Source organism: Micromonospora sp. NPDC005206 (assembly GCF_040608175.1).
GTDB lineage: Bacteria > Actinomycetota > Actinomycetes > Mycobacteriales > Micromonosporaceae > Micromonospora.
The window spans coordinates 35,963-60,170 of record NZ_JBEXHU010000009.1; the positions used below are offsets into that span (position 1 = coordinate 35,963).

At 71.0% G+C, this 24,208-nt stretch carries 20 protein-coding genes, 1 tRNA gene and 1 pseudogene; 10 read left to right on the forward strand and 12 right to left on the reverse strand.

The window, feature by feature from the left end:
- Nucleotides 1-7 precede the first annotated feature (7 nt).
- Both coaE and rpsA read right to left on the reverse strand, forming a co-directional pair.
- Nucleotides 8-1,189: a dephospho-CoA kinase gene (gene coaE / locus ABZU69_RS15040; RefSeq protein WP_354964914.1), complete on the reverse strand. Its 1,182-nt coding sequence runs from the start codon at nucleotides 1,187-1,189 to the stop codon at nucleotides 8-10.
- A 289-nt stretch (nucleotides 1,190-1,478) separates the two neighbouring features.
- Entirely contained in the window at nucleotides 1,479-2,975 is a 1,497-nt protein-coding gene (rpsA, locus tag ABZU69_RS15045) for a 30S ribosomal protein S1 (protein WP_354964915.1), read from the reverse strand.
- Between the two features lie 402 nt (nucleotides 2,976-3,377).
- Between rpsA and ABZU69_RS15050 the strand changes: the two genes are divergently transcribed.
- Genes ABZU69_RS15050 through ABZU69_RS15065 form a run of 4 tightly spaced genes read left to right on the forward strand, consistent with a single transcriptional unit; the run spans nucleotide 3,378 to nucleotide 5,161 of the window.
- Complete coding sequence (locus tag ABZU69_RS15050) at nucleotides 3,378-4,184, forward strand: class I SAM-dependent methyltransferase (RefSeq protein WP_354964916.1); 807 nt, start codon at nucleotides 3,378-3,380, stop codon at nucleotides 4,182-4,184.
- Nucleotides 4,181-4,465 (forward strand): Uma2 family endonuclease, encoded by a 285-nt coding sequence (locus ABZU69_RS15055; protein WP_354964917.1) that lies wholly within the window; start codon nucleotides 4,181-4,183, stop codon nucleotides 4,463-4,465. Before ABZU69_RS15050 ends, ABZU69_RS15055 begins: the two co-directional genes overlap by 4 nt.
- A gap of 53 nt (nucleotides 4,466-4,518) precedes the next feature.
- Nucleotides 4,519-4,740, forward strand: a complete 222-nt coding sequence (locus ABZU69_RS15060) for a DUF2945 domain-containing protein (protein ID WP_354964918.1) — start codon at nucleotides 4,519-4,521, stop codon at nucleotides 4,738-4,740.
- Complete coding sequence (locus tag ABZU69_RS15065) at nucleotides 4,727-5,161, forward strand: DUF3140 domain-containing protein (protein WP_354964919.1); 435 nt, start codon at nucleotides 4,727-4,729, stop codon at nucleotides 5,159-5,161. The genes ABZU69_RS15060 and ABZU69_RS15065 overlap by 14 nt, the downstream gene beginning before the upstream one ends.
- A 96-nt stretch (nucleotides 5,162-5,257) precedes the next feature.
- On the opposite strand, the gene polA is transcribed toward ABZU69_RS15065, so the two are convergent.
- From polA to ABZU69_RS15105, 8 genes are all read right to left on the reverse strand, one after another.
- Complete coding sequence (polA, locus tag ABZU69_RS15070; protein WP_354964920.1) at nucleotides 5,258-7,957, reverse strand: DNA polymerase I; 2,700 nt, start codon at nucleotides 7,955-7,957, stop codon at nucleotides 5,258-5,260.
- A 133-nt stretch (nucleotides 7,958-8,090) separates the two neighbouring features.
- The gene (locus ABZU69_RS15075) at nucleotides 8,091-8,804 is read right to left on the reverse strand and encodes an ABC transporter ATP-binding protein (RefSeq protein ID WP_354964921.1); all 714 of its coding nucleotides are present in this window, start codon (nucleotides 8,802-8,804) and stop codon (nucleotides 8,091-8,093) included.
- Nucleotides 8,791-9,732: an ABC transporter ATP-binding protein gene (locus ABZU69_RS15080; protein WP_354964922.1), complete on the reverse strand. Its 942-nt coding sequence runs from the start codon at nucleotides 9,730-9,732 to the stop codon at nucleotides 8,791-8,793. The genes ABZU69_RS15075 and ABZU69_RS15080 overlap by 14 nt, the downstream gene beginning before the upstream one ends.
- On the reverse strand, nucleotides 9,725-10,882 hold the full coding sequence (locus ABZU69_RS15085) for a branched-chain amino acid ABC transporter permease (protein ID WP_354964923.1): 1,158 nt from the start codon (nucleotides 10,880-10,882) through the stop codon (nucleotides 9,725-9,727). Before ABZU69_RS15085 ends, ABZU69_RS15080 begins: the two co-directional genes overlap by 8 nt.
- Nucleotides 10,879-11,862, reverse strand: a complete 984-nt coding sequence (locus ABZU69_RS15090) for a branched-chain amino acid ABC transporter permease (RefSeq protein ID WP_354964924.1) — start codon at nucleotides 11,860-11,862, stop codon at nucleotides 10,879-10,881. Before ABZU69_RS15090 ends, ABZU69_RS15085 begins: the two co-directional genes overlap by 4 nt.
- Nucleotides 11,863-11,929: 67 nt before the next feature.
- Complete coding sequence (locus ABZU69_RS15095; RefSeq protein ID WP_354964925.1) at nucleotides 11,930-13,081, reverse strand: branched-chain amino acid ABC transporter substrate-binding protein; 1,152 nt, start codon at nucleotides 13,079-13,081, stop codon at nucleotides 11,930-11,932.
- Between the two features lie 368 nt (nucleotides 13,082-13,449).
- Nucleotides 13,450-14,652: a hypothetical protein gene (locus tag ABZU69_RS15100; RefSeq protein WP_354964926.1), complete on the reverse strand. Its 1,203-nt coding sequence runs from the start codon at nucleotides 14,650-14,652 to the stop codon at nucleotides 13,450-13,452.
- A gap of 88 nt (nucleotides 14,653-14,740) precedes the next feature.
- Entirely contained in the window at nucleotides 14,741-15,361 is a 621-nt protein-coding gene (locus ABZU69_RS15105; RefSeq protein WP_089019813.1) for a response regulator, read from the reverse strand.
- A 97-nt stretch (nucleotides 15,362-15,458) separates the two neighbouring features.
- Here ABZU69_RS15105 and ABZU69_RS15110 point away from each other — a divergent pair.
- The 3 genes from ABZU69_RS15110 to ABZU69_RS15120 all read left to right on the forward strand — a co-directional run bounded on the left by ABZU69_RS15110 (nucleotide 15,459) and on the right by ABZU69_RS15120 (nucleotide 17,242).
- Nucleotides 15,459-15,536, forward strand: a tRNA-Leu gene (locus tag ABZU69_RS15110).
- Entirely contained in the window at nucleotides 15,509-16,318 is an 810-nt protein-coding gene (locus tag ABZU69_RS15115) for a transcriptional regulator (protein WP_354964927.1), read from the forward strand. The genes ABZU69_RS15110 and ABZU69_RS15115 overlap by 28 nt, the downstream gene beginning before the upstream one ends.
- Nucleotides 16,319-16,591: 273 nt before the next feature.
- Nucleotides 16,592-17,242 (forward strand): NAD-dependent epimerase/dehydratase family protein, encoded by a 651-nt coding sequence (locus tag ABZU69_RS15120; protein ID WP_354964928.1) that lies wholly within the window; start codon nucleotides 16,592-16,594, stop codon nucleotides 17,240-17,242.
- Nucleotides 17,243-17,256: 14 nt separating this feature from the next.
- On the opposite strand, the gene ABZU69_RS15125 is transcribed toward ABZU69_RS15120, so the two are convergent.
- Nucleotides 17,257-18,435 (reverse strand): aminotransferase class I/II-fold pyridoxal phosphate-dependent enzyme, encoded by a 1,179-nt coding sequence (locus tag ABZU69_RS15125; RefSeq protein WP_354964929.1) that lies wholly within the window; start codon nucleotides 18,433-18,435, stop codon nucleotides 17,257-17,259.
- A gap of 83 nt (nucleotides 18,436-18,518) precedes the next feature.
- Here ABZU69_RS15125 and ABZU69_RS15130 point away from each other — a divergent pair, with 83 nt between their 5' ends.
- A complete protein-coding gene (locus tag ABZU69_RS15130) occupies nucleotides 18,519-18,998 on the forward strand; it encodes an Lrp/AsnC family transcriptional regulator (RefSeq protein ID WP_030334356.1) in 480 nt (159 codons plus the stop codon).
- Between the two features lie 69 nt (nucleotides 18,999-19,067).
- Nucleotides 19,068-20,087, forward strand: coding sequence for an LLM class flavin-dependent oxidoreductase (locus ABZU69_RS15135; protein ID WP_354964930.1), 1,020 nt, complete (start codon nucleotides 19,068-19,070; stop codon nucleotides 20,085-20,087).
- Between the two features lie 194 nt (nucleotides 20,088-20,281).
- Here ABZU69_RS15135 and ABZU69_RS15140 read toward each other — a convergent pair.
- Nucleotides 20,282-22,505: pseudogene (locus ABZU69_RS15140) on the reverse strand (cellulose binding domain-containing protein).
- Nucleotides 22,506-22,765: 260 nt separating this feature from the next.
- On the opposite strand from ABZU69_RS15140, the gene ABZU69_RS15145 reads away from it, so the two are divergent.
- Nucleotides 22,766-24,202 (forward strand): pyridoxal-dependent decarboxylase, encoded by a 1,437-nt coding sequence (locus tag ABZU69_RS15145; protein WP_354964931.1) that lies wholly within the window; start codon nucleotides 22,766-22,768, stop codon nucleotides 24,200-24,202.
- Nucleotides 24,203-24,208: the final 6 nt, after the last annotated feature.

A 24,208-nucleotide genomic window follows, 5' to 3' on the forward strand; every position in this document is an offset into this window, starting at 1 on the left:
ACAGTCCCTACGGCCGCCAGCCGGTCTGCGCGGCCCACTGCTCGGCGCGCAGGTACTCCTCGTCGAACCGGGGGTCGCCGGCCGTACCGGGACCGCCGACAACCGGCGCCGCGTCGACCAATTCCCGCTTGAGCAGCAGGTACACGGCCCGCTGGCCCGGATCGGCGCGCAGGTGGTCGCGCATCAGCAGCGCGTACCGCCAGCCCGGCGATCCGGCCACCCGCACGTGCAGGCGCACCGGGCGGGCCGGGTCGGCGCTGCCGTGCAGCCGCTTCTCCCACCGGCCGCTGCCGGCCGGGCGCGGATCGTCCCACCACTGCCCCGGGACCCGCGGGAACCCGGCGTTCGCCAACCGGTCAGCCAGCGTCCCGTCGGCGTCGGCGAGACTGGGCACGGCCACCTGCACGTCCATGACGTCCTCGGTGGCGACGCCGGGCACCGCGGTCGCGCCGACGTGGTCGATCCGCAGGTCGGCCGGGGCGAGCGCGTGCCGGATCCGCGCGGCCAGCCGCTCGTACTGCTCGGGCCAGGTCGGGTCGGCCTCGGCCCGGTCGACCCGGCCCGGCGGGACCACCCGCCGCTCACGCAGGTTGCGCTCGTAGGGCAGCAGCCGCTGGTGCCATAGCCTGTCCACCTCGGCGTGCAGCGCCGCGGGGCTGCCGTCATTGGTCAGCACCACGTCCGCCACCGTGCGGCGACGGGCGTCGTCGGCCTGCGCGGCGATCCGCCGCTCGGCCTCCGCGCGGTCCATCCCCCGGTCGCGCGCCAGCCGTTCCAGTCGGGACGGCACGGCCGTCTGCACCACGACCACCAGGTGGTACGTGGGCGCCAGACCGACCTCCACCAGCAGCGGTACGTCGTTGACGACGATCGCGTCGGGTGCGGCCGCGGCGACCAGCTCGGCGGTGCGGGCCCGGACCCGGGGATGGGTGATCGCCTCCAACCGGCGGCGGGCGGTCTCGTCGGCGAACACCACCGCGCCCAGTGCGGCGCGGTCCAGCGCGCCCTCAGCGTCCAGCACCCGCTCGGAGAAGGCGGCGACGATCTCGGCCAGCCCCTCGGTGCCCGGCGCGACGACCTCCCGGGCCACCCGGTCGGCGTCGACGAGCACGGCGCCCCGCTCGACCAGCCGCGCGGCCACCGCGCTCTTGCCCGACCCGATCCCGCCGGTCAATCCCACTCTCAGCACCGGACCAGTCAACCGGATCTCGGTCCCCGCCGCCAAACCCACCCGCGCACGGCGGGCGGTGGCGAGATCATGCTCGATCCTGGATGTAGTGGTCACCTGGCCAGCGGGAGGCCCCTCTTTCCACGATCTTGCGGGCCGGGCGCGGGACCAGCGGCACGGTGGCCCGGCCGGGGTGCCCTTCGCTCAGCGCGACCCGATCGTGTACCGGACCGGCGGGCGGGATACGGCGAAGGCCCCGCCCCCGACGATCCGAAGATCGCGGGGACGGGGCCCGTCGTCGTTCAGCGGGTCACTTACCGCCGGCGAGCTTCTCCCGCAGAGCGGCGAGCGCCTCGTCGGTGGCCAGCGTGCCGGCCGGCTCCTCGGCCTGCCGGCTCGGGGCCGGGCTGGACGTGGAGGTGGTGCCGCCAGCGGCCGGGACGGCCGGAGTCGGGTTGGCAGCGGCCTCGGCGTCGGCGGCCCGGGAGGTCTGCACCTGCTTGGTGTGGGCCTCCCAGCGCAGACGGGCCTCGGCGTACTGGCTCTCCCAGGTCTCGCGCTGCTTGTCGTACCCCTCGAGCCACTCGCCCGTCTCCGGGTCGAAGCCCTCCGGGTAGATGTAGTTGCCCTCGGCGTCGTACGTCGCGGCCATGCCGTAGAGGGTCGGGTCGAAGTGCTCCTCGCCCTCGACGAAGCCCTCGTTGGCCTGCTTGAGCGACAGCGAGATCCGGCGGCGCTCCAGGTCGATGTCGATGACCTTGACCATGACCTCGGAGCCGACCTGGACGACCTGCTCCGGGATCTCCACGTGGCGCTCGGCCAGCTCGGAGATGTGGACCAGGCCCTCGATGCCGTCGTCCACCCGGACGAACGCACCGAACGGCACCAGCTTGGTGACCTTACCCGGCACGATCTGCTGGATCGCGTGGGTGCGGGCGAACTGCCGCCACGGGTCCTCCTGCGTCGCCTTCAGCGACAGCGAGACCCGCTCGCGGTCCAGGTCGACGTCCAGGACCTCGACCTCGACCTCCTGGCCCACCTCGACGACCTCGGACGGGTGGTCGATGTGCTTCCAGGACAGCTCGGAGACGTGCACCAGACCGTCGACGCCGCCAAGGTCCACGAACGCGCCGAAGTTGACGATCGAGGACACGACGCCCTTGCGGACCTGGCCCTTCTGCAACTTGTTGAGGAACTCGGTGCGCACCTCGGACTGCGTCTGCTCCAGCCAGGCCCGGCGGGACAGAACCACGTTGTTGCGGTTCTTGTCCAGCTCGATGATCTTGGCCTCGAGCTCCCGCCCGACGTACGGCTGCAGGTCGCGCACGCGCCGCATCTCGACCAGGGACGCGGGCAGGAAGCCGCGCAGCCCGATGTCGAGGATGAGGCCACCCTTGACCACCTCGATGACCGAACCGCGGACGACGCCGTCCTCGTCCTTGATCTTCTCGATCGTGCCCCAGGCCCGCTCGTACTGCGCCCGCTTCTTGGAGAGGATCAGACGACCCTCCTTGTCCTCCTTCTGGAGGACAAGGGCCTCGATGTGGTCACCAACCGTCACAACCTCGGCGGGGTCCACGTCGTGCTTGATCGACAACTCCCGAGAGGGGATGACACCCTCGGTCTTGTAGCCGATGTCGAGCAGGACCTCGTCCCGATCGACCTTGACGACGGTGCCTTCGACAATGTCGCCGTCGTTGAAGTACTTGATGGTCTCGTCGATCGCGGCGAGGAAAGCCTCCTCGGAACCGAGATCGTCGTGGGTGACCCGGGTGGCGCTCGAGGGGGCCTCGATGCTGCTCGTCATGTGGGCGGTTGCTCCGGTCGGATGGGTTGTCACAGCAGGCTGGTGTCGCGGTGACCTGTTCGCGCCAGCGGATCCGTCGCCGGGCACACCGAACGATCGCCTAGTGAGATCATGATGTGGCTCCGTCGACCGCGCACCTGCTCCCTGCCGAGGCAACGCGATCCGCGAGCGCATCGTCTAGCCTACCGTGCGCATTACCACAGCGTGCAAGCCCTCCCGGCTTCTCGCCCTGCGATGACCTGCGAAAGCCGAACAATCGCCCGGAAACCGCCCCTGCTGTCTCGTCCGTCACACCTGACCCGACAGCACCACCGAACGGGCGTCCGGTCGGCGACGCCGCCGCGTCGGCGGGTCGGCCGGCCCATCGCCCTCCACAGCCGCGACGGGGCCTAGCGTGAGCGGGTGGATGACGACAGCCGGGTGACCCGGCGCCGGGTGGGTGACGCCGAGGCCCGGCGGGCCAACCGCGGCTGGTGGGACACCGACGCCGACGACTACCAGGCCGAGCACGGCGCGTTCCTCGGCGACGTGGACTTCGTCTGGTGCCCCGAGGGGCTGCGCGAGGCCGACGCCCGGCTGCTCGGTGACCTGCCCGGGCGCCGGGTGCTGGAGGTGGGCTGCGGCGCCGCGGCCGCCGCCCGCTGGCTGGCCACCCAGGGCGCCCGGCCGGTCGCCTTCGACCTGTCCGCCGGCATGTTGCGGCACGCCGCGGAAGCCGCCGACCGCACCGGGGTACGCGTACCGCTGGTGCAGGCCGACGCGCTCGCCCTGCCGTTCGCCGACCGGTCGTTCGACGTCGCCTGCACCGCGTTCGGCGCGATCCCGTTCGTGGACGACTCGGCGACCCTGCTCGCCGAGGTGCACCGGGTGCTGCGCCCCGGCGGCCGGTGGGTCTTCTCGGTCACCCACCCGATGCGCTGGATCTTCCTCGACGACCCGGGTGAGGGTGGGCTGACCGCCGTGCACTCGTACTTCGACCGCTCCCCCTATGTGGAGCAGGACGAATCCGGTGTGGCCACCTACGTCGAGCAGCACCGCACCCTCGGCGACCGGATCCGGGAGCTGGTCGGCGCCGGGTTCCGGCTGCTGGACCTGGTGGAGCCGGAGTGGCCGGCGGGGCACGAGGGGATCTGGGGGCAGTGGAGCCCGCTGCGCGGGCGGCTCTTCCCCGGCACCGCCATCTTCGTCACCGAGAAGCCCACCGCATGACCGCGTCGCACGCGCGGTGCGACCCCCACCCCGTGGAGATCGTCTCGCCGGGCACCCGGCGGATCGACCTGTTCGCCAAGCCGGGTGAGTACGCCGCCGCCGGCATCCCCTTCTACTGGCGGATCGAGCAGAACCCGGTGCACGTCTACGCGTACCGGATCGGCGACCGGGTGGGGCCCGGCGGTGAGCGGCAGTACGAGCTGGTCGCCGACGGCGCCGACGTGATCGAGTTGACCGAGCCGTTCGACATCAAGCTGCCGATCGCCGAGATCACGCCGTAGTCGGCCGCTTCGGCTGGCCGTTTCGCCCCGTCGGTGCCGGGTAGCCGGAGCGTATGGCCGAGCAGAGGGAATTCCGCGAGGGCGACCACGTCTCCTGGGCCAGTCACAGCGGCCGGGCGCGCGGCGTGGTCAAGGAGAAGCTGACCGACCGGACGCACGTACGCGGCCACGCCGTGAACGCGACCGAGGACGAGCCGCAGTACCGGATCCGCAACGACGACTCGGGCCGCGACGTCGCCCACCGACCGGAGGTGCTGCGCCGTGAGCGGGAGTGACGATGCCGGCGACACCTACCGCGAGTTCACCGACGCGGTGAACATGAAGCCGGGCGAGCTGTCGAAGTGGCTGGAGAGCGGCGAGTCGAAGCAGGTCGGCTGGCACAAGGGCGGCCGCTCCGGCGGCGGTGAGTCGGTGGGGCACGAGTCCGGTCGGAAGATCATCGACCTGTTGCGGCGCAAGCGCGGCGACCTGTCGGAGGGCGACTACAAGCACATGCGCAAGGTGGTCGGCTACGTCCGCCGGCACATGGCCCAGCGCCCCTCCGGCAATGTCCGCGACACCAAGTGGCGTTGGTCGCTCATGAACTGGGGTCACGACCCCCTCAAGGGTCCTCTTCCGTCCCCGGGCGGCCCGTCCCGGCGGGCCCTCGATCGGCACGGCACACCCCCGAAGGAGCGCCGAGGACCCGGCCGCTGACCCACCACTCCGACGCCACCACTCTGACGCACCACTTTGATTCACAACGCAGAACAGCACCGACCACCGGAACCCCCACCACCGCAACGACAGAGATCAGTGGTCAGCGCTGTTCCAGTCCCGGCCTTCGCCGACCGACACCTCCAGCGGCACCGACAGCGGGTACGCCTCGCCCATCTCCCGCCGGACCAGCGCCTCCAACGCCTCGCGCTCACCCGGCGCGACCTCGAAGACCAACTCGTCGTGCACCTGCAACAGCATCCGGGAGCGCAGCCCGGCCTCGCTCAGCGCGGTGTCGACGTGCAACATCGCCAGCTTGATGATGTCGGCCGCCGAGCCCTGGATCGGGGCGTTGAGCGCCATCCGCTCGGCGATGTCGCGGCGCTGCCGGTTGTCACTGCCCAGGTCCGGCAGGTAGCGGCGGCGACCCAGAATGGTCGAGGTGTAGCCGTCCTGCCGGGCCCGGGCGACCACCTGGTACAGGTAGTCACGCACCCCGCCGAAACCGGCGAAGTAGTTCTCCATCAGCCCGCGCGCCTCTTCGGTGCCGATGTTGAGCTGCTGGGACAGCCCGAACGCGCTCAGCCCGTACGCCAGGCCGTAGTTCATCGCCTTGATCTTGCGGCGCTGGTCCGGGGTGACCTCGTCGACCGGCGTTCCGAAGACCGACGAGGCGGTGGCCGCGTGGAAGTCGGCGCCGGAGTTGAACGCCTCGATCAGCGCGTCGTCCGACGACAGGTGCGCCATGATGCGCATCTCGATCTGGCTGTAGTCGGCGGTCAGCAGGCAGTCGTAGCCCTCGCCCACCACGAACGCCCGGCGGATCCGCCGGCCCTCCTCGGTGCGGATCGGGATGTTCTGCAGGTTGGGCTCGGTGGAGGAGAGCCGACCGGTCGCCGCCACCGTCTGGTTGAAGGTGGTGTGGATCCGGCCGTCGTCGGAGACCGACTTGAGCAGACCGTCGACGGTGGACTTGAGCTTGGCCACGTCCCGGTGGCGCAGCAGGTGGGCCAGCACCGGGTGCGGGTTCTGCGCGTAGAGCCACTGCAGGGCGTCCGCGTCGGTGGTGTATCCGGTCTTGATCTTCTTGGTCTTGGGCAGGCCCAGCTCGGTGAAGAGGATCTCCTGCAACTGCTTGGGCGAGCCGAGGTTGAACTCCCGGCCCACCGCCTCGTACGCGCCCTGCGCGGCGGCCTTCACCTCGGCGGCGAAATGCGCCTCCAGCTCGGACAGGTAGTGCGTGTCGGCGGCGATGCCGGTGCTCTCCATGTCGGCCAGCACCCGCATCAGCGGCAGCTCCACCCCGGCCATCAGCCGGGCGGACTGCTCACCGTCGCGGGACAGCTCGGCGTCGATCGCGTCGGCCAGGTCGAGGGTGGCCCGGGCCTGGAGCATGAGGTTCTGCTCGGCCACGCCCTCGTCGCCCAGCCCGTCGAGGGTGAGCTGGCCGGTCTCCGGCGCGTCCACCCGCAGCTCGCGGTGCAGGTAACGCAGCGCCAGGTCGCTCAGGTCGTACGACCGCTGGTCGGGGCGGGCCAGGTATGCGGCGATCTGGGTGTCCCGGACGACGCCGGCCAGCTCCCAGCCGTGCGCGGCGCAGGCCAGCACGGCCGGCTTGCTGTCGTGCAGGACCTTGGGCCGCTGCGCGTCGGCCAGCCAGCCGGCCAGTGCGCCCTCGTCGGCCGGGTCGAGGCCCGCCGGGTCGACCCAGGCCGCCGCGCCGCCGGCGGTGGCCAGCGCCAAACCGACGATGGAGGCGGTGTGCCGGCGGTTGGGGCCGGTGTCGAGCTTGACCGCCATCCCGACCGGAGTGCCGGTCGGGACGTGCGCGGCCAGCCAGCCGGACAGCGCGCCGGGCGCGGTGAGCACCTCGCCGGTCAGGTCGAAGCCGGACTCAGCCTCCGGCTCGACGGCCTCCAGGTACTGGTAGAGCCGGTCACGCAGGATGCGGAACTCCAGGGTGTCGAAGACCTGGTGCACCGCCTCCCGGTCCCAGCCGGCCCAGCGGGTGTCCTCCGGGCGCAGCGGCAGCTCCAGATCGGAGACGAGGCGGTTGATCTCGTAGTTGCGGATCACGTCGGCGAGCCGCTCCCGCAGGCTGTCGCCGGCCTTGCCCTTGATCTCGTCGGCGCGGGCGATCACGCCCTCCACCCCGCCGTACGTGGTGATCCACTTGGCGGCGGTCTTCGGGCCGACGCCCGGGACGCCGGGCAGGTTGTCACTGGTCTCGCCGACCAGCGCGGCCAGGTCCCGGTACTGCTGCGGCCCGACGCCGTACTTCGCCTCGATCGCCGCCGGGTCCATCCGGGCCAGGTCGGAGACGCCCTTGCGCGGGTAGAGCACGGTGACCTGGTCGTCGACCAGCTGGAACGCGTCCCGGTCACCGCTGCTGATCAGCACCGTCATGCCCTGGTCGCGGGCCTGGCAGGCGAGCGTGGCAATGACGTCGTCGGCCTCGAAGCCCTCCATCTCGACCACCGGGATCTGCAGCGCGGCCAGGACCTCCTTGACCAGGCTGACCTGGCCCTTGAAGTCGGTCGGGGTCTCGCTGCGGCCGGCCTTGTACTCCGCGTACTTGTCGGTGCGGAAGGAGCGGCGGGAGACGTCGAAGGCGACGACGATGTGCGTCGGCTGCTCGTCACGCAGCACGTTGATCAGCATCGAGGTGAAGCCGTAGACCGCGTTGGTCGGCTGACCCGTCGTGGTGGAGAAGTTTTCCACCGGCAGGGCGAAGAAGGCCCGGTATGCCAGGGAGTGTCCGTCGACGAGAAGCAGGCGCGGCGTCGTAGCTGTCACGGCAGCGACTCTAGTCCGTCGCACCGACATCGCCGGGTGGCGGCACCGCGCGTCCGACGGCGGGACCGACCGCCGGCCCGAAAGCCGGCGGCCGGCCACCCCGCGAGGGATGGCCGGCCGCCGGTCGGATGGCTCAGGCAACGCCGAGGTACGCCTCCTTGACCGACGGATCGTGCAGCAGGTCCTGACCGGACCCCTCCTTCACGATCTGACCGGTCTCCAGCACGTAGCCGCGGTGCGCCCGCGACAGCGCCTGCTGGGCGTTCTGCTCCACCAGCAGGATCGTGGTGCCCTGCTGGTTGATCTCCGTGATGATGTCGAAGATCTGCCGGATCACCAACGGGGCAAGACCCATCGACGGCTCGTCGAGCAGCAGCAGCTTCGGCCGGCTCATCAGCGCCCGGCCGACCGCGAGCATCTGCTGCTCGCCGCCGGAGAGCGTGCCACCGGCCTGCTTGCGCCGCTCGGCCAGCCGCGGGAACAGGGTCAGCACCCGGTCCAGGTCGGAGGCGATGCCGGCGGAGTCCCGCCGGGTGTACGCCCCCATGTCCAGGTTCTCCATCACCGTCATGCCGGGGAAGATCTGCCGGCCCTCGGGTGACTGGCACAGGCCCCGGACCACCCGCAGGTCGGCCCGGAGCTTGCTGATGTCCTCGCCGTTGAACGTGATCTTTCCGCTGGCGAGCGACCGGGTTCCGGAGATGGCCCGCATGGTGGTGGTCTTACCGGCGCCGTTCGCGCCGATCAGGGCCACCACCTCACCCTCGTTGACGCTCAGGCTGATGCCGTGCAGCGCCTCGATCCGGCCGTACGCGACGGCGACGTTCTCAAGCTCAAGCAGCGTCATCGGCGGGCTCCCCCAGGTACGCGGCGATCACCTTCGGATCGCGGCTGACCTCCGCGGGCGCACCCTCGGCGATCTTGCGGCCGAACTCCAGCACCACGATCCGGTCGGTGACCCCCATGACCAGCCGCATGTCGTGCTCGATGAGCAGGACGGTCAGGCCCATGTCACGGATCTTGCGAATCAGGGTGAGGAGCTCCTCCTTCTCCGCCGGGTTGAAGCCGGCGGCCGGCTCGTCCAGGCAGATCAGCTTCGGCTCGGTGGCCAGCGCCCGGGCGATCTCCAAGCGGCGCTGGTAGCCGTACGGCAGGTTGCGCGCCTCGTCGTTGGCCCGGTCGGCGATCCCGACGAACCGCAGCAGCTCGAGTGCCTTGGCCTCGGCGGCCCGCTCCTCCAGGACGTACCGGGACAGCCCGAACGTCCGGGCACACGTCCGGCGGATCTCCTGCCACGTCCGGGCGAACCCGGACGTGGCCGTGACCTGCGGCAACTCGTGCGGCTTGGCCTTCAACCGGGGCACTCGGAACAGCGCACCCGGCACGCTCGTCTTGTGCCGGGAGTCCGTGCCGACCATGACGTTCTCCATCGCCGTCATCTCCGGGAAGAGACGGATGTTCTGGAACGTCCGCGAGATGCCGAGCTGGCTGATCTGGTGCGGCTTGCGGCCGGTCACCTTCTGGCCGCGGAACCGGACCGCCCCGGAGGTCGGCTTGTAGACGCCGGTCATCACGTTGAAGCTGGTGGTCTTGCCGGCACCGTTCGGGCCGATCAGACCGAGGATCTCGCCCTCGTAGATCTGGAAATTGATCTTGTCGAGGGCGACCACGCCGCCGAAGCGGAGCGTGACGTCGTCGACCTCGAGCAGCACCGAGCGCGGGCCCGGCTGGGTCGGGATCTTCGGCGTCGCCGTGCTGGTGGTCTGGTCAGACATGAGCGGGCACCTCCTCTGCCTCCGCCGCGCGGTCCTTCAACTCGCGGGCCCGTCGCCGGCTGGGGATCAGGCCCTGCGGACGCAGGATCATCACCAGCACCATGGCCAGACCGAACACCAGCCACCGGTAGTCGGCGAAGTCGCGGAACCGCTCCGGCAGATACGCGAGCAGCACCGCGCCGAGCGAGACGCCGATCATGTTGCCGGAACCGCCGACCACGACCATCGCCACGAAGAGGATGGACAGGTTCGCGTTGAACTGGGTCGGGTCGATGAACGCGTTCCGGCTGCCGAAGAGGAAGCCCGACAGGCCGCCGAGCGCCGCACCGATGGCGAACGCCCAGAGCTTGAACTTGAACGGGTACACACCCATCACCGCGGCGGCGTCCTCGTCCTCCCGAACTGCGAGCCACGCCCGGCCGACCCGGCTGCGCTCCAACCGGCGGACCAGGAACACCATGACCAGCACGAAGGTGATCGCCAGCCAGTACCAGGGCTTCGCGTCGATCAGACCGAAGTACTTGTTGTCCGCCGACGGCGCACCCTCCGGACCGGGGATGGCCGAGATGCCCACCGGGCCGTTGGTCAGCCCGGTGGCGTTGCGGGCCACGATCCGGATGATCTCGCCGAAGCCCAGCGTCACGATGGCCAGGTAGTCACCGCGCAGCCGCAGCGTCGGCCAGCCCAGCAAAACCCCGGAGATCATCGTCAGCACGATCGCGATGAACAGGCAGATCGCCCAGGTCACCGCCCAGGTCGCCGGCAGGTTGAACTCCTGCTGGATCCACTTCACCACCGGCGAGTTCACCGAACCGAACAGCGCCACGCTGTACGCCCCGATGGCGAAGAAGCCGATGTAGCCCAGGTCGAGCAGGCCGGCGAGACCGACCACCACGTTCAGGCCGATCGCGACCAGCACGTAGATGGCGCAGATGAAGAGCACACCCGCCCAGTTGTTGCCGCCCTCGATCGAGTCGGTACGCAACCAGGTCAGGCCCGGAATGCCGAGCAACGGCAGGTAGTAGAGGATCGCCACGAAGGCGGCCAGCCCGAGGGCCTGCTGCCACTTCGTCAGCGCCCGCCAGCGGTCGCCGACCGTGGTCAGCATGTTCACCCGGCGGCGGTCAGCGGAGCGGATTTTGTCGATCATGCGCGGGCCCTCCCGAGCGACTCGCCCAACAGACCGGTCGGCCGGAACATCAGCACCACGATCAGCACCACGAAGGCGATGACGTCCTCCCAGTTGGACGCGAAGAGCGTGGCGCCGTAGACCTCGACGATGCCGAGGAAGAGGCCACCCAGCAGCGCGCCGCGCAGGTTACCGATGCCGCCCAGGACCGCGGCGGTGAACGCCTTGAGGCCGAGCACGAAGCCGATGCTGTTCTGGGTGAAGCCGAACCGCATGCTCCACAACAGAGCGGCGGCGCCGGCCATGATCCCACCGAGCACGAAGATCAGCATGATCACGCGCTCCTGGTTGACGCCCATCAGCGCGGCGGTCTCCGGGTTCTGGGCCACCGCCCGCACACCCCGGCCGTACCGGGTGCGGTTGATGAACCAGTCCAGCATCGCCATCATCACCACGGCCGCGACGAAGACGATCAGCTGGATGTTCGTGATCGCGGTGTTGCCGATGGTGAACAGGGTCTCCTGCTGGATGATCGTCGGCATACCGACGATCTGCCGGGGCCGGCCGAACGCCGCCGGCAGCACGCCACCGAGCAGCTTGGGCAGCACCTGCCCGAAGAGCTCCACGAAGACCAGCGACAGACCGATCGCGGTGATCAGGAAGATCAGCGGCGGCGCGTTCTTGCGCCGCAACGGCCGGTACGCGATCCGCTCAAGGGCCAGAGCCGTACCGCCCGAGGCGGCCGCCGCGACGAGCAGGCCGAGCACCAGGAACAGGATCGCCTGGCCGACCGGCGGGTTATTTTCCACCCCGAGCTGGTTCCAGAGGATCAGCACCGCGAAGGTACCGACCATGAACACCTCGGAGTGCGCAAAGTTGATCAGGCGAAGGACGCCGTAGACGAGGGTGTAGCCGAGGGCGATCAGGGCGTAGATGGCGCCCTTGGACAGGCCGTCGACCGTGTGCTGGCCGAGATGGCCGATCAGTTCATCGAAATGCACCGGGGGTCTCCTTGAATCGAGTGCGGCCGGGGTGAAACACCCCGGCCGCACTCCAATGCCTGCGGCGTCAGCTGAGCTTGAGCTCCTGCAGCGCCTCGATAGCCGTGCCCTTGATCTGGTAGGCCCAGATGACGACCTTCGACGGGTCGACGTCACCCTTGGCATCGAACTTGATGTACTTCGACACGCCCTGCTTGTCGTACGCCTTCACGTACGCCAGGATGTCCGCCCGGCTCTTCTTGCCGTCCTTGAAGGCGTCCAGGTAGATCTTGGCGCCGTCGAAGCCCTCAGCACCGTAGGAGCCCGGCGGGATGCCGTACTCCTTCTGGTAGTCGGCGGAGAAGGTGCCGCCGGCCTTGTCAGCCGGGAGGCAGGGGCAGGTGATGATCGCGCCCTCGGCACCGCCGGAGGCACCCGCCGGGAACGCCGGGTCGTAGAGACCGTCCGGGCCGACGAACTTGGCCTGGACACCGGCGGCACGCATCTGCTTCACCAGCGGAGCGGCCTCACGGGTGTAACCGCCGTAGAAGACGAAGTCCGCCTGCGCGGACTTGATCTTGGAGATGGTGGCGTCGAACTGCGCCTGCCGCTCCTGGATCTTGTCCTTGTTCACGATCAGCGGGCCGAGCTGCTTGCCCAGCTCCTCGGTGATGCCCGCGCCGTACGCGCTGGCGTCATCGACCAGGAAGACCTTCTTCGCGTTCTGGGTCTTCAGGTAGCTCGCCACCGCGCCGGCCTGCGTGCCGTCGTTGCCGACCACCCGGTAGAAGGACGTGTTGCCCTTCTGGGTCAGGTCCGTCCGGGTCGCCGACGGGCTGACCATCGCCAGGCCAGCGGCCTGGTAGATCGGCATCGTGGCGTCCGACTCACCGGAGAAGTGACCACCGATGACACCGAGGAACGAGTTGTCCCCGGCGATCTGGTTCGCGAACGGGGTCGCCACCGCGGGGTCACCCTGGGTGTCGAACTCCTGCATGGTGACCTTGCAGTCCGGGTTCGCCGCGTTGAACTGCTTCACCGCGAGCTTCGCGCCGTTCAGCGACGGGATCACCAGACCCGCGTTGTCACCCGTGAACGCGCCGAAGATCGCAATCTTGCCACCGCAGTCACCGGACGCGGTCCCACCATCGCCGCCACCGGAATCCTGGCAACCAGCCGCGACCACCAGGGTCGCGGCGAGCGCAACGGTGCCCAGCGCCCGTACATAGCTTCGCCTCACGGCTTCCTGACCTCCTCCAGATGCGGACGCGGCTGACCCGAAGCGACGGCGACAGCAGCAAACCCGCAATTCCACCCACCCCGCAGGGACTCCCCCTGCGTTACGGCTCGTGATGGCGGAGCGTACCGACACCGCACACCCTCCCGGAAGGCCTGAACGGGGGGTCTGCGAAACCGTTACGAAGACGTGGGCAATCCTGTCGATGTCCGTAACAGGTGAATCCGTCGGTCGGTCCTTAACCGCGCGGCCGGTCGGAGCTCACCCGCATCGACCCGGACCATCCGCACCTGGACGAAAGGCCCCTTGACCTGCGAAAACAGCTCGGCACGCCGCAACCCGAGGCCGAGGCGCTGCGCAACCCCCGGCACTCAGGCAACCAGGCCGCCCGCCCACCACAGCGCGGACCGCGAACCGTCGTCCGCCGCCAACCACCACCTGTCACCCACCGCCACAAGTGCCACGTCCCGGTCGACCCCCGCGGGCACATCGAGCGGCATCGCGACCTCCCGCCACGACCCACCCCGATCCGCCGAGGCCCACACCGAGTACCGCTCACCGTCGGCGACCGCGGCGACCAGCCGGTCCCCGGCGACGACCAGCGAAGCCACCGCCGGCACCCCGGCCCCGGCCCGCCGACCGAACGCCCCGGCGGCCACCCAGCCCGTCCCCTCCTGCCGCCACGCGCCGAACGTCGACCCGCGCAACCCGACCGCCACCGGCACCCCACCGACGATTGCCACGCGCTGCAACTCCTCGTACTCCGGGCCGCCCGGCAGCACGGTGCGCCGCCACGACCGCCCGTCCGGCGACGACCACACCGCCGGGTCCCGGTCGATCCGGCCGGCCGGCAGCAGGCCACCCACCGCCAGCCAGCCCGGCGGCGCCGCCACCGCATCGAACGCCCAGGTCACCCCGACCGCATCGCTGGCCAGCTCCGGCGCGCCCTCCACCAGCTCGAACTCCGCCGCCGCCGGCGACGACACCCAGGAGGCCGCGCCCGCCGAGCGGTTGCCGACGATCAGCCAGCCCGACGCGCCGGCCGCCAACCGGGACACGTTCACCGCCGTCGGCCCGCCGTACGTCTCGAACGACGCCTGCACCTCGCCCAGCGCGCCGTCCGGCAGCTGCCGCCAGGTGCTGATCCGCGGATAGCCGTGCGCCCCACCGGTCTTGGCGCCGATCACCGCCGCCTTCCCGTCGCGGCAGGCCACCGACGAGAGCACGTTCTGCCTGCCGTAGAAGGAATCCGCACGCACCGGTACGACCGTCCAGGCCGTACCGTCCACGCTGGTCCAGGCCGCCGGACGGGTGCCGCCACCGGCGTCGGCGACACCACCGACCACGAACCAGCGACCCGCGCAGGCCGCCGCGTCGCGGAGCAACAGACGGCCCGCACCACCGGGCGGCGCCGGCAACGTCAGCGGCTGCCACCCCGGCCGGAGCGCCGGCGCGGCGGCGGTCGTCGGCCCAGTGCCGGTCGAGGCGCCGCCGGACGGCTCGACCGGACCGTCGCAGCCGGAGACCAGCAGCGCGAAGAGGCCGAGCACCGCGATCACCCGTCGGACGGTCACGGGTCGATGCTATGCCCTGCCGGCCCTGCGCGGTGGTCCCCGATCGCGGACACCGAGGCGTCCGCCGCGACCAGGAGGCAGGCGGCGATCAGACGGTTGGCTGCGCCACTTCGCCGCCGGCGGTCTCGGCGAGGATCCGCTCGGCGACCTCCTTCATGGTCATCCGGTGGTCCATCGCCGTGCGCTGTATCCACTTGAACGCCTGCGGCTCGGTCATCCCGTACGTGGTCATCAGCGCGCCCTTGGCGCGCTCCACCGTCTTACGGATCTCCAGGCGGTCGGTCAGGCCGGCGACCTCCGCCTCCAGCGCGGCGACCTCGGAGTAGCGCGACAGCGCGATCTCCACCGCCGGGACCAGGTCGCTCTTCTGGAAGGGCTTCACCAGGTACGCCATGGCGCCGGCCGCCCGGGCCCGTTCCACCAGGTCACGCTGGCTGAACGCGGTCAGGATGATCACCGGGGCGATCCGGGCGCCGGCGATGCGCTCGGCGGCGGCCAACCCATCCATGATCGGCATCTTGATGTCGAGGATGACCAGGTCAGGCTTCAACTCCTCGGCGAGGCGGACGGCGGTCTCGCCGTCACCGGCCTCCCCCACCACCTCGTAGCCCTCTTCGACCAGCATCTCGGCCAGGTCCAGCCGGATCAGCGCCTCGTCCTCGGCGATCAGCACCCGCCTGCGCTCGGCATCCGTCGGCGTCTCGGCCACCAGCCCTACCCCCACCAGTCAGAACCCGACACCCGCCCAGCCGGGTGTCACCGCCCTCAGCGTAGTGGGTATCCTGTCAGGGCCGAATCAGGGAAGCGCCCTCGTAGCCCAACTGGCAGTAGGCAATGCACTCAAACTGCATACAGTGTGGGTTCGAATCCCACCGAGGGCACCAAAATCGTCGTACGGATGTTCGAAGCTGTTTTCGTGCATCCACCTCAGATCCGCTCCCGTGCACGCCGGCTCTTCCTTGCCGGCAGCACCGTTGCAGACACCGCTCGCGAAATGGGCCTGCCCTATCGGACTGTCTGGCACTGGTGCAACGACCGCCCCGAGGCGAAGCAGCAGGGCACGCAACTGCGGTGTTTTCGTTGCCGCGAGGGTGTCGACAGTCCGACGGACCCCGGGGCCTACGCCTACCTTCTCGGCCTCTACCTGGGCGACGGCCATCTGGTGACGTCGGCTCGGGTGCCGGTGCTCCGGATCTACTGCTCAAACGCCTGGCCGAATCTCATCAAGCTGTGCGACCAGGCGATGCGCGACGTGCTTGCCAGTTCGGTGCAACTGGTGCAGAAGCAGGGCTGCGTCGGCGTACAGAGTTATGGCAGCCACTGGCCGTGCTTGCTGCCCCAGCACGGTCCCGGCAAGAAACACGAACGCCCGATCGTCCTCGCCGACTGGCAGCGGGCAATCATTGAACGCCATCCCGGCGACTTCGTGCGCGGTCTGTTCCACTCCGACGGCTGCCGGTTCGCCAACCGAGTCACCGTCCGCGGCAAGGAGTACGTCTACCCGCGGTACATGTTCACCAACGAGTCGACCGACATCATCGGCCTCTGCCAGTGGGCGCTCGATCTGCTCGGCATCGCCTGGCGGATGAATCGGCGCAACTCGCTGTCGGTGGCCCGGCGGGAGGCGGTCGCCGCGCTGGACCGGCACGTCGGCCCGAAGTCCTGACCTCCCTCAGCCCAGGCAACGGCCGGCGCCCGGTCGTCCCGGGCAAGGTGGCCCACCATCGCCGTCGCTGAGCGCGCCGGCCGGGTCAGCGACCGGTTACCCTGCCGACGAGCTGCTGTTACTGGCGGCCGATTCGGCCGCGCTGACACCCGCTCCGGGCACGAGGCGCTGACCAGCCGCCGACGCACGGCGACCGACACGGTGGCGAGGCTGACCCGCCGCGGCCCGGAGCGGACGGCCGGATGACGGGATCGACGACAGGGGTGGGAACTGATGCGGGTGGTCATTTTCGGCGCGACCGGCATGGTCGGCCAGGGCGTGCTGCGCGAGTGCCTGCTCGCCGAGGACGTGCGGGAGGTGTTGACCGTCGGCCGGAGGCCGACCGGGCAGCGGCATCCGAAGCTGCGCGAGGTCACCGTCGGGGATGTCGGTGAGCTGGAGGAGGTGCGCGCCGAGCTGGCCGGCGTCGACGCCTGCTTCTACTGCCTTGGTGTCTCCTCGCTGGGCCTCGACGAGGCTGCCTACACCCGGATCAGCTACGACTACCCCCTCGCGGCGGCGCGGCTGCTGGCCGAAGTGAACCCGAGCGTGACGTTCATCTACGTCTCCGGCGTGGGCACCGACTCCACCGGGCGGGGGCGGGTGATGTGGGCACGGGTCAAGGGTCGTACCGAGAACGCGGTCCTCGACCTGCTGCCCAACGGCTACGCGGCCCGGCCTGGCTTCATCCAGCCGACTCACGGGGCGGTGTCGAAGACCCGGGCGTACCGGATCGGGTACGCGGTCACCCGCCCACTCTTTCCGGTGTTGCGCCGGCTGCTGCCGAACCAGGTCACCACCACCGACGGGCTGGGCCGGGCGATGCTGCGGGTGGCCCGGCAGGGCTCCCCCCGCCGGGTGCTGGGGAACCGCGATCTGAGCTGAGGCGGCCGGGGCGGTCAGCCGAGGATGGCGAGCGCCTGGGCGAGGTCGACGCGCAGGTCCTCGGGGTCCTCCAGCCCGACCGAGAGGCGCAGCAGCGCGGCGGCGGGCTTCGCGTCGCCCTCGACCGGCCGGTGGGTGAGCGAGGCGGGGTGCTGGATGAGGGTGTCGACGCCCCCGAGGGACACCGCGTGGGTGATCAGCTGGCAGGCGCCGGCGACGGCGGCCGCGGCGGGTGCGCCGCCGCGTACCTCGAAGGCCAGCAGGCTGCCGGGCCCGGCCATCTGCCGACCGACCAGCGCCGCCGGGTCGTGCACCGACGGGTGGTGCACGCGGTGTACGGCCGGGTGGTCGGCGAGCCAGCCGGCGAGCTTCTCGGCGGTGGCCTGTTGGGCGCGGACGCGCAGCGGGAGGGTCTGCAGGCCACGGTGCAGCAGGTAGCCGCCGAGCGGGTGCAGGATCGCGCCGGTGACCGCGCGGACCTGGCGCAACCGGGCGGCCCAGTCGGCGTCGCAGGCGACGACGCCGGCGAGGACGTCGCCGTGCCCGCCGATGCTCTTGGTGGCGCTGTGCAGGACGAGTGCGGCGCCGTGCCGGGCCGGCTGTTGCAGCACGGGGGTGGCGACGGTGTTGTCGACCAGTAGTGGGACGTCGCCGGCGGCGGTGGCGAGGGCGGCGATGTCGACCAGGTCGAGGGTGGGGTTGGCCGGCGTCTCGATGATGACCAGCGCGGTGTCCGGGCGGATGGCGGCGGCGACCTCGTCGGGGCGGGCCCAGCTGACGGTGGTGCCGAGCAGCCCGGTGGCGAGCACGTGGTCGGTGCCGCCGTAGAGCGGACGGACGGCGACGATGTGCCGGTGGCCGTCCCGGGTGGCGGCGAGCAGGGTGGCGGTGAGCGCGGCCATGCCGCTGGCGAAGGCGACGGCCTGGGCGGTGCCTTCCAGTTCGGCGAGGGCGGTCTCGAAGCGGGCGACGGTCGGGTTCCACAGCCGTTGGTAGACGGCGCTGCCGTCGGCGGGAAGGAGGCCGCCGGTGGCGAGCTGCTCGTAGGCGTCCCCGCCGCCGTCCACGGAGGGCAGCGGGTTGGTGGTGGACAGGTCGATCGGCGGTACGTGGACGCCGAGCGCCCGCAGGTCGTCGCGGCCGGCGTGTACGGCTGTCGTGTCCACCATCGTCATGGCGGTAGCGTCGAACATCCTCCACCAACGGGGCAATGCCTTGGAAGATAATTCTGTCATTTGACCTAGCTTCGTTGAGGCATTCGGACGAGGATGGCGGGATGCCCCCTGAGCCGAACGATGTGCGGCCGTACCCGGCCCTGGACGAGGTGGACCGCGCGATCCTGACCGAGCTGGCCGCGGACGGCCGGTTACCGAACAACGCGCTCGCCGAGCGGGTGGGGGTGGCGCCCTCGACCTGCCTGACCCGCACCCGGGCGCTGCGCGAGCGGGGCGCGATCCGCGGGTTCCACGCCGAGGTCGACCCGGCCGCGCTCGGCCTGCCGTTGCAGGCGTTGGTGTCGGTGCGGCTCACGGCGCACGAGCGGGCGGCGGTGGACGCGTTCCGGGCCCGCTCGGTGCGGCTGCCCGGGGTGGTGTCGGTGTTCCACGTCGCCGGCGCGGAGGACTACGTGCTGCACGTACGGGCGGCGTCCGGGGACGCGCTTCGCGACTTCGTGCTGGACCACCTCGCCGTCGATCCGGTGGTGCAGCACACCCAGACCAGCCTGATCTTCGAACAGGCCCGCGGGATGGGCTGAGCGACGACGGGGTGGGCGGGCGGTCCGATCGAATGCCGGCCAAGCGGAACAAAAGCGTCCGGGAGCGGGTTGGCCAACCGTGTGATCACCGTACCGTTGTCTGTTCTTGATCTTGCTCCGGTCGCCAAGGGCACCACCGCCGGCGCGGCACTGCGGGCCACCACCGAGCTGGCCCGGCGCACCGAGGAGCTGGGCTATCACCGTTTCTGGGTGGCCGAGCACCACAACATGCCGGCGATCGCCAGCTCCGCTCCCGCCGTGCTGCTCGCCCACCTGGCCGCGAACACCTCGACGATCCGGCTCGGGTCGGGTGGGGTGATGCTGCCCAACCACGCGCCGCTGGTGGTGGCTGAGCAGTTCGGCACCCTGGAGGCGTTGCACCCCGGCCGGATCGACCTGGGCATCGGCCGCGCGCCGGGCACCGACCAGATGACCGCGCTGGCGTTGCGCCGCACGATGGAGGGGCTCTCGGCCGAGGGCTTCCCGAACGAGCTGGCCGACCTGATGAACTACTTCAGCGGCGAGCGGCCCGGGCAGATCATCGCCAGCCCGGGGCGGGGTGAGCAGCCGGCCGTGTGGCTGCTCGGCTCCAGCGGCTTCAGCGCCCAGCTGGCCGGTCTGCTCGGTCTGCCGTTCTCCTTCGCGCACCACTTCAGCTCGGCGAACACCCTGCCCGCGCTGGCGCTGTACCGGCAGAACTTCCGGCCGTCGCAGTGGCTGGACAAGCCGTACGCGATGGTCGCGGTCAACGCGGTCTGCGCGGAGACCGATGAGCGGGCCGAGTGGCTGGCCGGACCGAGCGGGCTGTCGTTCCTGAAGCTGCGCTCCGGCCGGCCGGAGCCCCTCTCCACGCCCGAGGAGGCGGCGGCGTACCCGTACACCGAGATCGAGCGGGAGTTCGTGGAGCAGCGCCGCGACGGTCAGGCGATGGGTTCGCCGGAGACGGTGCGTCGGCAGTTGACCGAGCTGGTGGAGCGCACCGGCGCGGACGAGCTGATGCTGACCACGCTGGTCTACGACGTGCGGGACCGGGTGCGCTCGTACGAGCTGATCGCCGAGCAGGTGGTGGGCGGCCTGCACCGGACGTGAAACACGATCTTCACGTCGGCGTCACCCGCGCGACCAGGACGGTGCCTAACGTAGGTGCCGGTGGTGGTACGGCATCCCCGGTCGGGACGGGTCGGGAATGCCGCGGTGTGGCGCACCGGGCCGTAGCTGAGCGGATTCCGCGGCTGCGGCCCGGTGCCTGCCGCCCCGGCGACCCCGCTCGGGGCCGTCAGGGGTCAGCGTAGGTAGATGTTCGGGGTGGGCGGGTTCGCCATCCCGTCGCCGATGAAGAACCCCGGGTGCGGGGGCTGGTTGTAGGCGGTGGATCGCCACCCGGTACTGCGGGTCGTGCATCAGGGTGTGGATCCGGGTGCCGGTCGGGGTGGGCGTGCTGTAGAGGCGCAGCGCCCGGCTGTCGGTGGTCCGCCAGATCACCTCCTCGCGCCAGTCGCCGAGGATGTCGCCGGAGAGCGCCGGTGTGGACTTCGTGCCGTTGTTGGCCGCCACCCCGCTGCCGGTGAGCAGCCGGGTGTCACCGCCGGTGCCGTACTTGTCGATCTTCGTCCCGTCGAGCAGCTCCCGCACCGGGTCGCCGTCCCACCAGGCGAGGAAGTTCGCCGACGACGGCTTGCGGCCGACGTTGCGCCCCCTGGTGTCGGCCAGCCCGGCGACCGCAGACGACCACGACTCCGCGCCGGGGCTGCCCGCCCAGATGTCCGCGGAGACGCCCCGGCCGTTGTCGCCGGAGGCCGGCGTGGACCAGAGGACCTGGCCGGTACGGGCGTCGGCGAACCAGGAGCTGGGCTTGCTGCCGTCCTCGTCGACCTTGAACACCTCCAGCCCGGAGCGGCTCGGGTCGAGGTCGCCGACGTGCAGGGCGTCGCCGTGGCCGTTGCCCGTCGAGTAGAGCAGGCGACCGTTGTCGTCGATGGTGGCGGCGCCGTAGACGATCTCCTGGCGGCCGTCGCCGTCGACGTCGGCGACCGAGAGCTGGTGGTTGCCCTGACCGGCGGCGGCGCCGTTGCCCGAGGCGTTGGAGTCGAACGTCCAGCGCCTGCGCAGCGTGCCGTCGCGGAAGTCCCAGGCGGCGATCACCGCGCGGGTGTAGTAGCCCCGAGCCATGATCAGCGAGGGGCGCTGCCCGTCCAGGTAGGCGGTGCCGGCGAGGAACCGGTCCACCCGATTGCCGTACGAGTCGCCCCAGGACGACACGGTGCCGCGCGGCGGGTCGTAGGTGACGGTGGAGAGGACCGCGCCGGTCTGTCCGTCGAACATGGTCAGGTACTCCGGGCCGGCCAGCACGTAGCCGCTGGAGTTGCGGTGGTCGGCCGACCCGGAGCCGATCACCTGGCCGGTGCCGGAGCGGGTGCCGTCGGCGGTCTTCATGGCCACCTCGGCGCGCCCGTCGCCGTCGTAGTCGTACACCTGGAACTGGGTGTAGTGGGCGCCGGCGCGGATGTTGCGGCCCAGGTCGACGCGCCACAACCGGACGCCGGCCAGGGTGTACGCGTCGACGTACACGCTGCCGGTGTAGCCGGACTGGGAGTTGTCCTTGGCGTTCGACGGCTCCCACTTGAGGACGATCTCGTAGCTGCCGTCACCGTCGAGGTCGCCGACGGAGGCGTCGCTGGCGCTGTAGGTGTAGGTCTCGCCGGTGGGGGTGCTGCCACCGGCCGGGACCTGCAACGGCACGTCCAGGTAGCCGTCGCGGAACTGCAGCGCTGGCGCCGAGGCCGCCTGCTCGGCGCCGCCCACGACCGCGCGCACGGTGTACGCCGAGCCGGCCGCCGCACCGCCGTCGAGGTAGGTGGTGGCGCCGGTGATCGGGCTGGCGTTGACCCTGGTGGAGCCTCGGTAGAGGTTGAACGCCACGCCGGAGGTCTCGGTGCCGAGCAACCGCCAGGAGACCAGGTTGCCGCTGCCGGAGCGGACGCTGACCAACCCCCGGTTCAGGTCCTCCATCTGCACCGCCCCGGCCGATGGCGGCGGCGCGGTGGTGGGGGGTGGGGTGCTCGGCGGTGTGGTGGTCGGGCCGGCGGTGGGTACGGCGCCGGTGCAGGTGGCGCCGTTGAGCGCGAAGCTGGCCGGCGCCGGATTGGCGCTCGTCCACGAGCCGTTGAAGCCGAAGGCGACGGTGCCGTTGGTGGCGATGGCGGCGTTGTGGTCGACGTTGCGCGCGGTGACCTGGGCGCCGGCCTGCGTGACGGCCGCGTTCCACGCCTGGGTGACCTGCTGGCCGGCGGCGTACGACCAGGTGAGGGTCCACCCGGTGACGGGGTCGCCGAGGTTGGTGACGGTGACGTTGGCGCCGAAGCCACCCTGCCACTGGTTGGTGACCTGGTAGTCGACCCGACAGCCGGCGGCGGTGGCCGAGGCGACGACCGTGCCGAGGGTGCCGGCCGCGACGACGGCGACGGTCGCGCCGGCGAGCAGGATCAGCCGATGTCTGGACGGGTGCATGAACTGCCTCCGGGGATCCGGTGATGACCGCTGCGGTCCACGGGCCTGCCCGAAAGGCGCGGTGGACGGTTCGCCACGACGGCGGCGGACAGCGATCTGATCGGGGGGTGAACGCCCTGGGTACGCACGGATCCGGCTCAAGACGCATCGTAAGGCAAGCGCGTTCCGAACCGCAATATCGATGCCTCTCGCTGAATCGACCATCCGGCGACCACGCCCGGCCCTTGCCCCGGCGAACGATGCCTGATCAACTCGTCCGGGTGAGCGCCCCACACATGGACCCCGACGAGTTCCGCCGCGCCGGCCACGCCGTCATCGACTGGATCGCCGACTACTGGGCCACGCTGGAGCAGCGTCCGGTCGCTCCGGCCGACCCGCCGGGCACCGTCGCGGCCGCCCTGCCGGCCACCCCGCCCACCGCCAGCGAGCCGGTCGGGGCGGTCCTCGCCGACCTGGACGCGATCGTCGTACCGGGGCTGACCCACTGGCAGCACCCAAGCTTCTTCGGCTACTTCCCGGCCAACACCTCCGGCCCGAGCCTGCTCGGCGACCTGGTCAGCTCCGGGCTCGGCGTGCAGGGCATGCTCTGGGCCAGCAGCCCGGCCTGCACCGAGCTGGAGACCGTGATGATGGACTGGCTGGCCCAGTTGCTGGACCTGCCGCAGCGGTTCCGCTCGACCGGCAGCGGCGGCGGGGTGATCCAGGACTCGGCCTCCTCGGCGACCCTGGTGGCCACCCTCGCCGCGTTGCACCGCGCCAGCGGCGGCCGCTGGCGCGACGCCGGCATCGACCGGCGCTACCGGGCGTACACCTCCGTCCACGGGCACTCCTCCATCGAGAAGGCGGCGCGGATCGCCGGGCTGGGCAGCGACGGGGTCCGCCCGATCGAGGCGGACCCGGAGGCCCTGGCGCTACGGCCGGCCGCGCTGCGCGCCGCGATCGAGGCCGACCTGGCCGCCGGGGACATCCCCGCCATCGTGGTCGCCACCATCGGCACCACCTCCACCACCGCCATCGACCCGCTGCCGGAGATCGGGGCGATCTGCGCCGAGTACGGGATCTGGTTGCACGTGGACGCCGCGTACGCGGGGGCCGCTGCCGTCTGCCCGGAGCTGCGCTGGTCGCACACCGGCCTGGAGTACGCCGACTCGTACTGCTTCGACCCGCACAAGTGGCTGCTCACCGGCTTCGACTGCGACGCGTTCTGGGTGGCCGACCGCGGCGAGCTGGTCGAGGCGCTGACCGTGCTGCCGGAGTTCCTGCGCAACGCGGCCAGCGAATCCGGTGCGGTGATCGACTATCGGGACTGGCAGGTGCCGTTGGGCCGCCGGTTCCGGGCCCTGAAGCTGTGGTTCGTGCTGCGCTGGTACGGCGTCGAGGGGCTGCGGGCGCACATCCGCTCCGGGGTGGCGCTGGCCGCCCGGTTCGCCGACCGGGTACGCGCCGACGACCGCTTCGAGCTGGCCGCGGCGCACCCGTTCTCGCTGGTCTGCTTCCGGCTGCACGCCGACGACGACACCAACGCCGAGTTGCTGGCCCGGCTGAACGCCACCGGGCGGGTGCACCTGACGCACACCCGGGTCGCCGGCCGGTACACGCTGCGGCTGGCGGTCGGCTCGCCGCAGACCACCGAACGGCACGTCGACGAGGCATGGGGCTTGCTGACCGCCACCGCCGACGACCTGCTCCGCCCGTGAAAGGAA

Coding starts and splice junctions, on each gene's coding strand:
- rpsA (WP_354964915.1), bottom strand. CDS start 2,975: ATGACGAGCAGCATCGAGGCCCCCTCGAGCGCCACCCGGGTCACCCAC.
- ABZU69_RS15055 (WP_354964917.1), top strand. CDS start 4,181: ATGACCGCGTCGCACGCGCGGTGCGACCCCCACCCCGTGGAGATCGTC.
- ABZU69_RS15060 (WP_354964918.1), top strand. CDS start 4,519: ATGGCCGAGCAGAGGGAATTCCGCGAGGGCGACCACGTCTCCTGGGCC.
- ABZU69_RS15075 (WP_354964921.1), bottom strand. CDS start 8,804: ATGACGCTGCTTGAGCTTGAGAACGTCGCCGTCGCGTACGGCCGGATC.
- ABZU69_RS15080 (WP_354964922.1), bottom strand. CDS start 9,732: ATGTCTGACCAGACCACCAGCACGGCGACGCCGAAGATCCCGACCCAG.
- ABZU69_RS15085 (WP_354964923.1), bottom strand. CDS start 10,882: ATGATCGACAAAATCCGCTCCGCTGACCGCCGCCGGGTGAACATGCTG.
- ABZU69_RS15120 (WP_354964928.1), top strand. CDS start 16,592: ATGCGGGTGGTCATTTTCGGCGCGACCGGCATGGTCGGCCAGGGCGTG.
- ABZU69_RS15125 (WP_354964929.1), bottom strand. CDS start 18,435: ATGTTCGACGCTACCGCCATGACGATGGTGGACACGACAGCCGTACAC.
- ABZU69_RS15130 (WP_030334356.1), top strand. CDS start 18,519: ATGCCCCCTGAGCCGAACGATGTGCGGCCGTACCCGGCCCTGGACGAG.